The sequence below is a fragment of the Pseudomonas sp. MOIL14HWK12:I1 genome (assembly GCF_000510705.1).
In the GTDB taxonomy this organism is placed as follows: Bacteria; Pseudomonadota; Gammaproteobacteria; order Pseudomonadales; family Pseudomonadaceae; genus Chryseomonas; species Chryseomonas oryzihabitans.
Genome location: NZ_AZNY01000006.1, coordinates 582,251 through 595,095, shown reverse-complemented (window position 1 = coordinate 595,095; position 12,845 = coordinate 582,251). Strand labels below are relative to the sequence as shown.

11 protein-coding genes and 2 tRNA genes are annotated in these 12,845 nt (G+C 65.8%); 10 read left to right on the top strand and 3 right to left on the bottom strand.

Annotated features, from left to right (window positions below; translation table 11 throughout):
* Positions 1-37 precede the first annotated feature (37 nt).
* Both PSEK12I1_RS0106760 and PSEK12I1_RS0106755 read right to left on the bottom strand, forming a co-directional pair.
* Positions 38-124, bottom strand: a tRNA-Leu gene (locus tag PSEK12I1_RS0106760).
* Positions 125-236: 112 nt separating this feature from the next.
* Positions 237-323 (bottom strand) — tRNA-Leu (locus PSEK12I1_RS0106755).
* Between the two features lie 209 nt (positions 324-532).
* On the opposite strand from PSEK12I1_RS0106755, the gene rnr reads away from it, so the two are divergent.
* The 10 genes from rnr to PSEK12I1_RS0106705 all read left to right on the top strand — a co-directional run bounded on the left by rnr (position 533) and on the right by PSEK12I1_RS0106705 (position 10,961).
* The gene (gene rnr, locus PSEK12I1_RS0106750; RefSeq protein WP_027601075.1) at positions 533-3,337 is read left to right on the top strand and encodes a ribonuclease R; all 2,805 of its coding nucleotides are present in this window, start codon (positions 533-535) and stop codon (positions 3,335-3,337) included.
* Entirely contained in the window at positions 3,334-4,086 is a 753-nt protein-coding gene (gene rlmB, locus PSEK12I1_RS0106745; RefSeq protein ID WP_027601074.1) for a 23S rRNA (guanosine(2251)-2'-O)-methyltransferase RlmB, read from the top strand. Before rnr ends, rlmB begins: the two co-directional genes overlap by 4 nt.
* A 129-nt stretch (positions 4,087-4,215) precedes the next feature.
* Complete coding sequence (locus PSEK12I1_RS0106740) at positions 4,216-4,590, top strand: response regulator (RefSeq protein ID WP_007161147.1); 375 nt, start codon at positions 4,216-4,218, stop codon at positions 4,588-4,590.
* Positions 4,591-4,772: 182 nt separating this feature from the next.
* A complete protein-coding gene (gene rpsF, locus PSEK12I1_RS0106735; protein WP_007161146.1) occupies positions 4,773-5,189 on the top strand; it encodes a 30S ribosomal protein S6 in 417 nt (138 codons plus the stop codon).
* Positions 5,190-5,215: 26 nt separating this feature from the next.
* Positions 5,216-5,446, top strand: a complete 231-nt coding sequence (gene rpsR / locus PSEK12I1_RS0106730) for a 30S ribosomal protein S18 (protein WP_007161145.1) — start codon at positions 5,216-5,218, stop codon at positions 5,444-5,446.
* Between the two features lie 35 nt (positions 5,447-5,481).
* Positions 5,482-6,372: a hypothetical protein gene (locus PSEK12I1_RS0106725; protein ID WP_027598829.1), complete on the top strand. Its 891-nt coding sequence runs from the start codon at positions 5,482-5,484 to the stop codon at positions 6,370-6,372.
* 20 nt (positions 6,373-6,392) lie between these two features.
* Positions 6,393-6,839 (top strand): 50S ribosomal protein L9, encoded by a 447-nt coding sequence (gene rplI / locus PSEK12I1_RS0106720; protein ID WP_007161143.1) that lies wholly within the window; start codon positions 6,393-6,395, stop codon positions 6,837-6,839.
* A 150-nt stretch (positions 6,840-6,989) separates the two neighbouring features.
* The gene (gene dnaB, locus PSEK12I1_RS0106715) at positions 6,990-8,384 is read left to right on the top strand and encodes a replicative DNA helicase (protein WP_007161142.1); all 1,395 of its coding nucleotides are present in this window, start codon (positions 6,990-6,992) and stop codon (positions 8,382-8,384) included.
* Positions 8,384-9,400, top strand: coding sequence for a D-alanine--D-alanine ligase (locus PSEK12I1_RS0106710; protein ID WP_027601073.1), 1,017 nt, complete (start codon positions 8,384-8,386; stop codon positions 9,398-9,400). Before dnaB ends, PSEK12I1_RS0106710 begins: the two co-directional genes overlap by 1 nt.
* 79 nt (positions 9,401-9,479) lie before the next feature.
* Positions 9,480-10,961 carry a glucosyltransferase domain-containing protein gene (locus PSEK12I1_RS0106705; RefSeq protein WP_027601072.1) on the top strand — a complete coding sequence of 494 codons (1,482 nt, stop codon included), beginning with the start codon at positions 9,480-9,482 and terminating at the stop codon, positions 10,959-10,961.
* Positions 10,962-11,064: 103 nt separating this feature from the next.
* Here PSEK12I1_RS0106705 and PSEK12I1_RS0106700 read toward each other — a convergent pair whose 3' ends face one another.
* A complete protein-coding gene (locus tag PSEK12I1_RS0106700) occupies positions 11,065-12,441 on the bottom strand; it encodes an amino acid permease (protein WP_007161139.1) in 1,377 nt (458 codons plus the stop codon).
* Between the last annotated feature and the right edge of the window lie 404 nt (positions 12,442-12,845).

Genomic DNA, 12,845 nt, shown 5'->3' with positions numbered 1-12,845 from the left:
TTCTGTTGCGTCCGATCCGGGATCGTCCGCTTGGTATTGGTGCCCAGGAGAAGACTCGAACTTCCACGGTGTTGCCACCGCTAGGACCTGAACCTAGTGCGTCTACCAATTCCGCCACCTGGGCCTGCAGTGCGACTTCTGGTCGCTTCCCGTCACCCTTGCGGGTTTCAGGATTAAAAAACCGGCTAGTGCCGGCTTTTCGTCGACCGATCTGCAAATCGATCGACTATAATGAGTGGTGCCCAGGAGAAGACTCGAACTTCCACGGTGTTGCCACCGCTAGGACCTGAACCTAGTGCGTCTACCAATTCCGCCACCTGGGCACTCAAGGCGATGATTGCTCATCTCCGGCGTCGTGATTGCTCACGGCGTCGTGGGGCGGCACTTTACTCAGGGGGCGTTTGCTTGTAAACCCCTGCTGTGAAAAATATTTTATTGAGCATGCCAGGCTAACTATTGCGTGGTTTTCACGTTTCAATAGGCGCCATGGCAGTTCCTACCGAACCAAGACACAGAAGGTAACCCCAGACTGATGGCCGATTGGCAATCCCTCGATCCCGAGGCCGCCCGGGAAGCGGAAAAGTACGATAACCCCATTCCGAGTCGCGAACTCATTCTGGCTCATCTCGCCGATCGCGGCGCCCCGGCCACACGGCCACAGCTCGCCGAAGAATTCGGTCTCGTCACCGAAGACCAGCTCGAAGCCTTGCGGCGCCGCATGCGCGCCATGGAGCGCGACGGTCAGGTGATCTACACCCGCCGCGGTGCCTATGCGCCCATCGACAAGCTGGACCTGGTGCGTGGCCGCATCGCCGGCCATCGCGATGGCTTCGGCTTCATGATCCCCGACGACGGCAGCGACGACCTCTTCCTCAGCCCGGCGCAGATGCGCCTGGTGTTCGATGGCGACATCGCCCTGGCGCGGGTCGCCGGCCATGATCGGCGCGGTCGTCGCGAAGGCGGCCTGGTCGAGGTGGTCACCCGGGCGCACGAGTCGCTGGTCGGGCGCTTCTTCCAGGAGAGCGGCCTGGCCTACGTGGTGCCGGACAATCCCAAGATCGGTCAGCAGGTGCTGGTGCCCGAGGGCAAGCACGGCGGCGCCGCTCACGGCCAGTTCGTGCAGGTGCGCATCGACGAGTGGCCCACCACCTTCCGCCAGGCCCAGGGCGAAGTGGTCGAGATCCTGGGCGACTACATGGCACCGGGCATGGAGATCGAGGTCGCCCTGCGCAGCTACGACATCCCCAACGAATGGCCCAAGGCCGTCGAGAAGGAGGCTGCCAAGCTCAAGCCCGAGGTGGAGGAGAAGGACAAGCAGAAGCGCATCGATCTGCGCCAGCTGCCCTTCGTGACCATCGATGGCGAAGATGCTCGCGACTTCGACGATGCCGTCTATGCCGAGGCCAAGAAGTCCGGCGGCTGGCGGCTGTACGTGGCCATCGCTGACGTCTCCCACTACGTCAAGGTCGGCTCGGCGCTGGATGCCGAGGCGGAAAAGCGCGGCAACTCGGTGTATTTTCCCGAGCGGGTGATTCCCATGCTGCCGGAGGCGCTGTCCAACGGCCTCTGTTCGCTCAATCCCCAGGTGGATCGCCTGGCCATGGTCTGCGAGATGACCATCGCCGCTTCCGGGCGCATGACCGGCTACCAGTTCTACGAAGCGGTCATCCACTCCCATGCCCGTCTGACCTACAACAAGGTCTCGGCGGTGCTTGAACAGCCCAAGTCGGCCGAAGGCAAGCAGTTGCGCAAGCAGCTCGGCGACGTGGTGCCGCACCTGGAGCAGCTCTACAGCCTGTACAAGGTGCTGCTGGCCGCTCGTCATGTGCGCGGTGCCATCGATTTCGAGACCCAGGAAACGCGCATCGTCTTTGGCGCCGACCGCAAGATCTCGGAGATCCGTCCGACCCAGCGCAACGATGCCCACAAGCTGATCGAGGAGTGCATGCTGTGCGCCAACGTGGCCACCGCCAAGTTCCTCGAAAAGCACAAGGTGCCGGCCCTCTACCGGGTGCACGAGGCGCCGCCGCTGGAAAAGCAGACCAATCTGCGCCAGTTCCTCGGTGAGATGGGACTGTCGCTGACCAAGGGCAAGGCCAATCCGGTGCCGTCGGACTACCAGGCGCTGCTGCAGCAGATCCGTGAGCGGCCGGATTTCCGGCTGATCCAGACGGTGATGCTCAGATCCCTGAGTCAGGCGGTCTACAGCCCGGACAACAACGGTCACTTCGGTCTCAACTACGAGGCCTACACCCATTTCACCTCGCCGATCCGGCGTTATCCGGATCTGCTGGTGCACCGGGCGATCCGCAGCGTCATCCGCTCCAAGCTGGAGACCAAGCACGTCAAGCGCGCAGGCGCGACGAGCATGGCCAAGGCGCGCATCTATCCCTACGACGAGTTGCGCCTGGATCAGCTCGGTGAGCAGTGCTCCATGACCGAGCGCCGCGCCGACGAGGCCACGCGTGACGTGTCCAACTGGCTCAAGTGCGAGTTCATGAAGGATCGCGTCGGCGAGACCTATGCCGGCGTCATTACCGCGGTGACCGGTTTCGGCCTGTTCGTCGAACTGTCCGAGGTCTTTGTCGAGGGCTTGGTGCACGTCACCGCGCTGCCGGACGACTACTACCATTTCGACAGCGTCCATCATCGCCTCTCCGGCGAGCGCAGTGGGCGCAGCTATCGCCTGGGCGATCCCATCGAGGTGGTGGTGGCCCGGGTCGACCTGGACGAGCGCAAGATCGACTTCGTGCTGCCGGCCTCGGCCGGCGCGCCGCGGGTCCGTGAAGAGCGCGAGCCGCGCCGCAAGCGTGACGGTCGCGGTCGTCGCCGCGAGGCGCCGGCAGCGGAAGACCAGGCCGTCGCCCCGACGCCGGAAGCCCCGGCTACCTCGGTGTCGCCGGAGTTGCTGGAGCAGGCCGACAAGTTGCTGGGCAATACCGACGTCAAGCGCAGTCGTGCGGTGAAGCAGGCGCTGCTGGCGGAAGCCAAGGTCGAGGGCGGCAAGCCCAAGGCCAAGGGCAAGTCCAGCGGTCAGGACAAGGCCGGCGCCCAGGGCCAGGCCACGGCTCAGGGCAAGACTGCCAAGGGCAAGGCCAGTGCCACGGCCAAGGCGCGTACCGCTCCGGCGAAGCGCCCGGCGCAGGGCACGGCCGCCGAGGGCGCCGCCGCGGTGGAGGCCAAGGTCAAGAAGTCCAAGGCCGCTGCCGCCAAGAAGAAGTCGGCTGCCAAGCCCAAGGTCGAAGGCCAGGCCCAGGCCGCGGCCAAGAGCAGGACCAAGGCCAAGGCCAAGAAGCCGCATCGCAAGGGCCAGGCGCGCCCCAAGGATGACGCATGAGCCAGCTGGAAACCGTCTACGGTATCCACGCCGTGGAAGCGCTGCTGCGCTTCCACCCGCGGCGGGTGAAGCAGCTCTGGATCGCCGAAGGGCGGCGTGAGCCGCGGGTCGAGGCCCTGCTGGAGCTGGCCGCCGGTCAGCGCCTGGCGGTGGAAACCAAGCCGCGGGCGCTGCTCGACGAACTGGCCGAGGGCGTGCATCAGGGCGTGGTGGCCCAGGTCAGCCCCAGCCAGGTCTGGGGCGAGGCCATGCTCGAGGAGTTGCTCGATCGGGCCGAGGGCCCGCCACTGCTGCTGGTGCTCGATGGTGTGACCGATCCGCACAACCTCGGCGCCTGCCTGCGCAGCGCCGATGCCGCCGGAGCCCTGGCGGTGATCGTGCCCAAGGACAAGTCGGCCACCCTGACCGCCGTGGTGCGCAAGGTCGCCTGTGGGGCCGCCGAGGTGCTGCCGCTGGTGGCCGTCACCAACCTGGCGCGGACCCTGGAAAAACTGCAGAAGCGTGGCCTGTGGATCGTCGGGACTGCCGGTGAGGCGACCCAGGAGATCTATGACGTCGACATGAGTGGGCCGACCGTGGTGGTCATGGGGGCCGAGGGCAAGGGCATGCGCCGACTGACCCGTGAGCATTGTGATCATCTGGCCCGGCTGCCCATGGCCGGCAGTGTCAGCAGTCTCAACGTTTCGGTGGCGACCGGGGTCTGCCTGTTCGAGGCCGTGCGTCAAAGACGCGCCTCTGCGCCCAGCTAGCCCGCGCTAAGAAACGTCTGGGTACCGACGCAGCGCGTATCGCACTATACGAATCGCGCTGCAGTGCGCAGAATATCGGCCTCGCTCCGGGAATGCCGGGGCGAGGCCTGTCAACAAGAGGACGCCCGCGTGAGTCAGGAGATCCAGGAGCCGGTAGGCTTGCGAGTGCTGCTCGTCGAAGACGATGCCACGCTGCGCATGCTGACCACCGAAGTCATCGAGGAGCTGGACCACCAGGTCACGGCCGTCGCCTCGGCGGAGGCCGCCCTCGAGTTGCTGCCGCAACGCGAACACGATGTGCTGTTCACCGATATCGGGCTGGGCGGCATGTCCGGCATCGAGTTGACCCGCCGCGCCCTGGCGATGGATCCGACGCTGCGCATCGTGGTCGCCTCGGGTTATGCCTTCGAGCGCGAGCCGGGCATGGAAGCGCGGGTCGGGGTGCTGATCAAGCCCTATGACCTGAACAAGATCCGTCAGGCCCTGGCCGACGTGCAACGCTGAGTACCTGGGGCTGCCCGGCGGTCGCGTCGGTCATGCCTGCGGTTGCGCCCCCCGACGCCCTTCTCTAGAATGTTGCCCCTTGCCCGGAGTGCGTCCGCATTCCGCAGGGCAAGTCATCCGAACTATTCACTCCTTGTCTGACCGCGTTTCCGCGGCAGGCTGCAACCCGTAAGGAGCATTAAATGCGTCATTACGAAGTCGTGTTCCTGGTTCATCCGGACCAGAGCGAACAGGTGGGCGGCATGGTCGAGCGCTACACCAAGGCTATCGAAGAAGACGGTGGCAAAGTCCATCGTCTGGAAGACTGGGGCCGTCGTCAGCTGGCTTACGCCATCGACAACGTTCACAAGGCTCACTATGTACTCATGAACATCGAGTGCAGCGCCAAGGCCCTGGCCGAGCTGGAAGACAACTTCCGCTACAACGACGCCGTGATCCGCAACATGATCCTGCGCCGTGACGAGGCCGTCACCGGTCAGTCCGAGATGCTCAAGGCCGAAGAAAACCGCAACGAGCGTCGCGAGCGTCGCGAGCGTCCTGCCGAGTCCGAGTCCGAGTCCGCCGAAGGCAACTCCGACGACGCCGACAGCGCCGAGTAATCTGGATCTAGCGAGGAATCATTGTCATGGCACGTTTCTTCCGTCGTCGTAAGTTCTGCCGTTTCACCGCCGAAGGCGTGAAAGAGATCGACTACAAGGATCTCAACACCCTGAAGGCCTACGTCTCCGAAACCGGCAAGATCGTCCCGAGCCGTATCACTGGCACCAAGGCCAAGTACCAGCGTCAGCTGGGTACCGCCATCAAGCGTGCCCGTTACCTGGCCCTGCTGCCCTACACCGACAGCCACGGTCGTTGATCGACGCCTGATCACGAATAACGGATAAACACGGCATGCGGCCTCTGGCTGAGTTCATCATGCGCGGCCGTACTCAAGCCACCCTCGTGGTGGTGCTGGGTGCAGTCGTGCCGCTGCTGTACTGGATGACCGCTGCCGGTGGCAGCCTGGTGCTGTTGCGCCGGGGACCTGCCGCGGCGGCCGGGGTGCTGGTCTGGGCCCTGTTGCCAGCGCTGTTCTGGCTGTATCTGGGTGATGCCAGCATCGTGCTGGTGTTGCTGGGTTCGACGCTGCTGGCGGCCATCTTGCGCCAGAGTCTGTCCTGGACCCGGGTGCTGTTGGCCAGTGTCCCCCTGGGGCTGGTCTTCGCCCTGGTGCTGGGCCAGGTCTATGCCGAGGGCATCGCGCAACTGGCGGAGGAAATCCGTCGGCTGCTGCCCCAGGTGTTGGGCCCGAGCGCGGCGCAGTTGCCGCCGGAAAAGCAGGCGCAGTTGCAGCAGTTGCTGCTGCCCGTGCTGACCGGTCTGATGGCGGCGTTCTTCCAGATCACCTGCCTCCTGTGCCTGATGCTCGGGCGCTACTGGCAGGCGGCGCTGTACAACCCCCAGGGGTTCGGTCGCGAATTTCGCGCCCTGCGTCTGCGTCCGGCCATCGCGCTCGGCCTCCTGGCCCTGCTGGTGCTGGCGCCGAACCTGGGCAGCGGGCTTGGCCTGCTGACCCCGCTGTGCAGCGTGCCGCTGGCCTTTGCCGGCATCGCCCTGCTGCACGGGCTGGTGGCGGCCAAGCGCCTGGCAGGATTCTGGCTGGTAGGGCTGTACGTGACGCTGTTGCTGTTCGGGCAGCTGATCTATCCGTTGTTGGTGATTCTGGCTGTGATCGATAGCGTGTTCGATTTCCGTGGGCGGTCCGCGCAAGAGCCGCAGGGGCCCGCGGACGGTGAAGGTTAAAAGTTAAGAGGAAAGACTCAATGGATGTCATCCTGCTGGAAAAGATCGCCAACCTGGGCAACCTGGGCGACAAAGTGAACGTCAAGGGCGGTTACGCCCGTAACTTCCTGCTGCCGCAGGGCAAGGCCACCGCAGCCACCGCTGCCAACGTCGAGGCTTTCGAAGCTCGTCGCGCCGAGCTCGAGAAGCAGGCTGCCGAGAAGAAGGCCGAGGCTGATGCCCGTGCCGCCAAGCTGGCCGACCTGACCGTTACCATCGCCGCCAACTCCGGCGACGAAGGCAAGCTGTTCGGTTCCATCGGCACCCGCGACATCGCCGAAGCCGTCAGCGCCGCCGGCGTTGAGCTGGACAAGAGCGAAGTTCGCCTGCCCAACGGCGCCCTGCGCAGCGTTGGCGAATACGATGTCGAAGTGCACCTGCACACCGACGTCGAAGCTACCGTCAAGGTCGTCGTCGTCGCTGAATAAGCGCGCCGTCGCCTGACTGGCGGACTTGCGCCCCGGCGCCGGTCTGTCGACAATCGGGCACGTCATTGCCGAGGCAGTGACGTGCCCTTTGTCTTTTCTGCCCTATCGAAAATCATTTCGCCGCCCGCAATGGGGGCCCAAGACCTGCGCATGAACGAGATTTCCCTGCCCGAGCAGTACGATCTGCAGACCGCTGCCCTCAAGGTCCCGCCGCATTCCATCGAGGCCGAACAGGCCGTGCTGGGTGGTCTGATGCTGGACAACAACGCCTGGGAGCGCGTGCTCGATCAGGTGTCCGATGGCGACTTCTATCGCCACGACCACAGACTCATCTTTCGCGCCGTGGCCCGTCTGGCCGAGCGCAACCAGCCGTTCGACGTGGTGACCCTGTCCGAACAGCTGGACAACGAAGGTCAGCTGCCCCAGGTGGGCGGCCTGGCCTATCTGGCCGAGCTGGCCAAGAACACCCCCTCGGTGGCCAACATCAAGGCCTATGCGCAGATCGTCCGCGAGCGGGCCACCCTGCGCCAGTTGATCGGCATCAGCGCCGACATCGCCGACAGCGCCTACAACCCGGAAGGGCGCGGGGCCAACGAGTTGCTCGACGAAGCCGAGCGCAAGATCTTCGAGATTGCCGAAGCGCGGCCGAAGTCCGGCGGGCCGGTCGGGGTCAACGACATCCTGACCAAGGCCATCGACCGCATCGATACCCTGTTCAACTCCAGCGATGCCATCACCGGGGTGTCCACCGGCTTCGCCGACCTGGACGAGAAGACCAGCGGCCTGCAGCCGGCGGACCTGATCATCGTGGCCGGCCGCCCCTCCATGGGCAAGACCACCTTCGCCATGAACCTGGTGGAGAACGCAGTGCTGCGCACCGACAAGGCGGTGCTGGTGTTCTCCCTGGAGATGCCCGCCGACTCCATCGTGCTGCGGATGCTGTCGTCCCTCGGCCGCATCGACCAGACCAAGGTGCGTTCCGGCAAGCTGGACGACGATGACTGGCCGCGGCTGACCTCGGCGGTCAACCTGCTCAATGACCGCAAGCTGTTCATCGACGATACCGCGGGCATCAGTCCTTCGGAAATGCGCGCCCGCACCCGGCGCCTGGTGCGCGAGCACGGCGATTTGGCGCTGATCATGGTCGACTACCTGCAGCTGATGCAGATCGGCGGCAGCAGCGGCGAGAACCGCACCAACGAGATTTCCGAGATCTCGCGCTCGCTCAAGGGCCTGGCCAAGGAGTTCAACTGCCCGGTGGTGGCGCTCTCCCAGCTCAACCGCTCGCTGGAACAGCGGCCGAACAAGCGTCCGGTGAACTCCGACCTGCGCGAATCGGGCGCCATCGAGCAGGACGCCGACGTCATCATGTTCGTCTACCGGGACGAGGTGTACCACCCGGAGACCGAGTACAAGGGCGTGGCGGAAATCATCATCGGCAAGCAGCGTAACGGTCCGATCGGTACCACGCGGCTGGCCTTCATCGGCAAATACACCCGGTTCGAGAATCTCGCGCCCGGCAGCTACGTTTTCGAGGACGAATGATGGTCAAGGACAAGCTGAAGATCGCGGTCCTGCTCGGCGGCACCAGCGAAGAACGCGACGTGTCCATCGCCAGCGGTGCCCAGGTGGTGGCGGCGCTGCGCCGGCGTGGGCATCAGGTGGTGACCGTGGATACCGCCCTGGGGCTGCTCGATGAAGACGCCGAGCGCGCCCTGCTGGAAGCCCGCGTCGGCCTCGAACCGCCGGAGCGGACCGCCCTGGTGCGGATGCGCGGCCAGGATGCCGGCGCGGTGCTCAGCCGTGCCCAGCTGGGCGACCAGGATCTGCTGTTCCTCGCCCTGCACGGCGGGACCGGCGAGAACGGCACCCTGCAGACCCTGCTCGACCTGGCCGAGTTGCGCTACACCGGCAGCGGCCGGGTGGGCAGCGCCGTGGCCATGGACAAGGACCTCAGCAAGCGGCTGTTCCGGGCCGCTGGCGTACCCACCGCCGACTGGCTGATGGCGCCGGTGGATGCCGCGACCGTGGCCGACACCCTGGGCTTTCCGGTGATCGTCAAACCCAGCCAGCAGGGTTCCACCGTGGGCCTGAGCAAGGTCAGCCGCGCCGAGGACCTGCAACCGGCCATCGAGCTGGCGCTGCGCTATGACCGCGAGGTGATGATCGAGCGCTTCGTCGCCGGGCGCGAGCTGACCGTGGGCGTACTGGGCGACCAGCCACTGGCGGTGGGCGAGATCGTCCTCGGCCAGAGTGGCGTGTTCGACTACACCAGCAAATACCAGCCCAAGGGCGCTGTGGAAGTCTTTCCGGCCGAGGTCTCCGCGGAGATCGCCGAGGAAGCGCGCCGGCTGGCCCTGGCCGCGCATCGGGCGCTCAAGCTCGACGGCTACAGTCGCGCCGACTTCCGCCTGGACGCCGAGGGACGGCTCTGGTGTCTGGAGGTCAACACGCTGCCGGGCATGACCGCCACCAGTCTGCTGCCGCAATCGGCCGCGGCCATGGGCATCGACTTCGACGAACTCTGCGAGCGCATCTGCCAGCTGGCCCTGCAGGACTGACCCCACGCAGCCGGCGCCGCTATCGCTTCGGGTGGTGGCGGCTGCGTCTCCCGTCGAAGCCGGATCCGGATCCGCCGCCATGCCCCAGACGCTCACCCCGGTGCAGACCCGGGCGCTGTTCTTTTCCGCACTGCTGCTGTTCGTCCTGCCCTTCATCCTGGTCGACTTTCCCTATGTCGACGACAACTGGCGCATCCAGCTGGAGAACGGCCCGGAGTGGCGCCAGCAGGGGCGGGTGCTCACCGAGGTCTTCTATCGGCTGCTGACCTTCAGCGGCAGCACCTTCAACCTCTTTCCCCTGCCGCTGCTGATCGCCTGCGCGGCCGCCGCCTGGGCCCTGACCGATCTGGCCTGCCACTGCTTCGGCGCGCCGCGACCGACCCAGTGCCTGGCCCTGCTGCCGCTGTGGTTCTCGCCGTTCTGGCTGGGCAACCTGACCTACCAGTACGACGGCCCGACCATGGCCCTGAGTCTGGTGGCGGTGATCTATGCGGCGATCTTTCGCAGTCGCCACACCGTGCTGGCGCTGCTGGTGCCGGCGGCGCTGCTGGCGGCGGCCATCGCCTTCTACCAGGTGGCCCTCAATGTCTTCGTCGGCCTCTGCTGCCTGGAATTCATCCGCGCCGTGCAACGCCGCGAGGCCCCGGCGCAGGCCCTGCGGCTGGTTCTGCGCCAGGGCCTGCAGTTGCTGCTGGGTTGCGCCCTCTACTTCCTCACCGCTTATCAGCTGATGGCGACCACGCGACACGCCGGTGTGGGTGGCCAGGTACTGCCCGAGCTCTGGCATCGGCTGGGCGAGGTGCTGCAGAGCGTCGGCCTGCTGGTCACCCCCGGCAATCTCTGGCTGTGGTGGCTGTTTGGTGGGCTGGCGGCGATCGGCTATGGCCTGGGCGGCCTGACCTATGCCCGCGCCTATGGCCGCCGGGCGCTGCTGCCCCTGCTGCTGTACGGCGCGACGCTGCCGGTGCTGGCCGCCTGCGTGGCCGGCATCACCCTGCTGTTCAGCGATTTCATCCTCGAGGCGCGCACCCTGATGGGCCTGGCGGTCATCCTGACCCTGGCCCTGCTGCTGGCCCACGACCTGCTGGAGCGCCTCCAGCCACGGCTGACCTGGCTGCTGGTGCTGCCCGTGCTGTGGATGCTGTCGCTGGCCTATGCCTATGGCCAGGTGCTCTCGGCGCAAAAGACCTTCGAGCGCGGTTTCGTCCAGGAACTGCACCATGACCTCAGCAGCCTTCCGGAGCTGCGGCCGCTCAAGCGGCTGCTCTGGACCGGAGGTCCGCTGGAGGTGGCCTGGCTGCCGCTGGCGCAGAAGACCTTCGAGCAGGTGCCGGTGCTGCCCTTCATCCTCGGCCTGTCGCCGGGCAACTTCATGATCGCCGAACGCCTGCTGGATCTGGGGGTGATCGACGATGCCGACAGCGACAGCTGCACCCAGCGGGTGGCCGTGCCCGGTGCCGCCACGCGCCTCGTGGACAATCGCTTCTACGACATCTGGGCGGTGGACGAGGACGGCTGCATCATCATGAAGCCGCAGCGACCCTGGGTGCCGTTCGAGTAGGGTGTAGGTTGGGCTGAGACGGCTCGATCGTCGAAGCCTAACGAGCGGTGCCTACCCCAGGTGTTGGGCTTCGCTTGTGCTCAGCCCAACCTACCCGTGGTGATCAGCCGCGACGCAGCCGGTAGCAGAGGAACAGGAAGGCCAGCCAGACCGGGATGGCATAGACCGAGACGGCGATGCCGGGGATGCGCAGCATCAGCACCAAGATCATGCCGACGAAGGCCAGGCACAGCCAGTTGGCGAAGGGCGACCAGAAGGCCGGGAAGTGCGAGGTGCGCCCGGCCTGGCGCTGGGCGGCGCGGAATTTCAGGTGGGTCAGGCTGATCAGCGCCCAGGCGATCACCAGCGAGGCCACCACCAGCGACATCAGCAGCTCCAGGGCATTCTGCGGCAGCAGGTAGTTGACCACCACGCAGAGCAGGGTCACCGCCGAGGACACCGCGATGCCCAGCAGCGGCACGCCACGGCGATTGGTGCGCAGCAGGGCGCGCGGGGCGTCGCCCTGTTCCGCCAGGCCGTAGAGCATGCGGCTGGTGCAGTAGACGCCGCTGTTGTAGACCGACAGCGCCGCGGTCAGCACCACGAAGTTGAGCAGGTGAGCGGCGGTGTCGCTGCCGAGCAGGGCGAAGGTCTGCACGAAGGGACTGCCGGCGTAGTCGTCACCGCCGGCGCCGATGCTGCGCACCAGTTCGTCCCAGGGATGCAGCGACAAAAGGATGGTCAGGGCGCCGACATAGAAGATCAGGATGCGCCAGACCACCTGGTTGATGGCCTTGGGGATCACGCTGCGCGGCTGGTCGGCTTCGGCGGCGGTGATGCCCACCAGTTCCAGGCCGCCAAAGGAGAACATGATGATCGCCAGCACGGCGAACAGACCGCTCCAGCCGTTGGGCAAGAAGCCGCCATGACTCCAGAGATTGCTCACCGAGGCCTCGGGACCGCCGCTGCCACTGACCAGCAGCCAGAGCCCGAAGGCCATCATGCCGAGGATGGCCACCACCTTGATCAGCGCGAACCAGAACTCGGTCTCGCCAAAGGCCTTCACGTTGAACAGGTTGATGGCGTTGACCAGCACGAAGAACACCAGGGCGCTGGCCCAGGTCGGCACCTCGGGCCACCAGTACTGCACGTACTTGCCCACTGCGGTGAGTTCCGACATGCCCACCAGCACATAGAGCACCCAGTAGTTCCAGCCGGAGAGAAAGCCCGGGAAGCGGCCCCAGTAGCGACTGGCGAAGTGGCTGAAGGAGCCGGCGACTGGTTCCTCGACGATCATCTCGCCGAGCTGGCGCATGATCAGGAAGGCGATGAAGCCGGCGATGGCGTAGCCGAGGATCATCGCCGGACCGGCGGATTTCAGCACCCCGGCGGAGCCGAGGAACAGACCGGTGCCGATGGCTCCGCCGAGGGCGATCAGCTGGATATGACGATTCTTCAGGCCGCGCTGCAACTGGCCGGCGGCGGGTTGGGGCTGGGACATGGACGGGGGCGTCTCGGTGGTGAAGGGGAGCGGGCGGCTATGGTAGCACTCCTGTCGAGTTGGGCCGCTGAGTGGACTTTCCCTCACTCCGTCCCTCTCCCGGAGGGCGAGGGGGAAGAGCATGCTGCCGTTGGGTAGCGTTCCTCGGTCCTCTCTGGGGAGAAGGGGGCAGCTACGCGTGGACAAGGCTGCGCCGTTATCCACCCTACGGCTGAAGGGCATTGCCGATGGGCTTCCCTAGCCCCGACCCTCTCCCCAAGGGAGAGGGGGACGAATAGCTGCGCGGTGTGCTTTTGCCCCCTCTCCCCCGGGGAGAGGGTTGGGGTGAGGGCGGGTCCAGAGCCACCGTCGATAGCCAAAGGCAATCGATGTCCGGGGGCTGAACTGGTCATTTTTTGTGCTAT

Coding starts and splice junctions, on each gene's coding strand:
- rnr (WP_027601075.1), top strand. CDS start 533: ATGGCCGATTGGCAATCCCTCGATCCCGAGGCCGCCCGGGAAGCGGAA.
- rlmB (WP_027601074.1), top strand. CDS start 3,334: ATGAGCCAGCTGGAAACCGTCTACGGTATCCACGCCGTGGAAGCGCTG.
- rpsF (WP_007161146.1), top strand. CDS start 4,773: ATGCGTCATTACGAAGTCGTGTTCCTGGTTCATCCGGACCAGAGCGAA.
- rpsR (WP_007161145.1), top strand. CDS start 5,216: ATGGCACGTTTCTTCCGTCGTCGTAAGTTCTGCCGTTTCACCGCCGAA.
- PSEK12I1_RS0106725 (WP_027598829.1), top strand. CDS start 5,482: ATGCGGCCTCTGGCTGAGTTCATCATGCGCGGCCGTACTCAAGCCACC.
- rplI (WP_007161143.1), top strand. CDS start 6,393: ATGGATGTCATCCTGCTGGAAAAGATCGCCAACCTGGGCAACCTGGGC.
- dnaB (WP_007161142.1), top strand. CDS start 6,990: ATGAACGAGATTTCCCTGCCCGAGCAGTACGATCTGCAGACCGCTGCC.
- PSEK12I1_RS0106710 (WP_027601073.1), top strand. CDS start 8,384: ATGGTCAAGGACAAGCTGAAGATCGCGGTCCTGCTCGGCGGCACCAGC.
- PSEK12I1_RS0106705 (WP_027601072.1), top strand. CDS start 9,480: ATGCCCCAGACGCTCACCCCGGTGCAGACCCGGGCGCTGTTCTTTTCC.
- PSEK12I1_RS0106700 (WP_007161139.1), bottom strand. CDS start 12,441: ATGTCCCAGCCCCAACCCGCCGCCGGCCAGTTGCAGCGCGGCCTGAAG.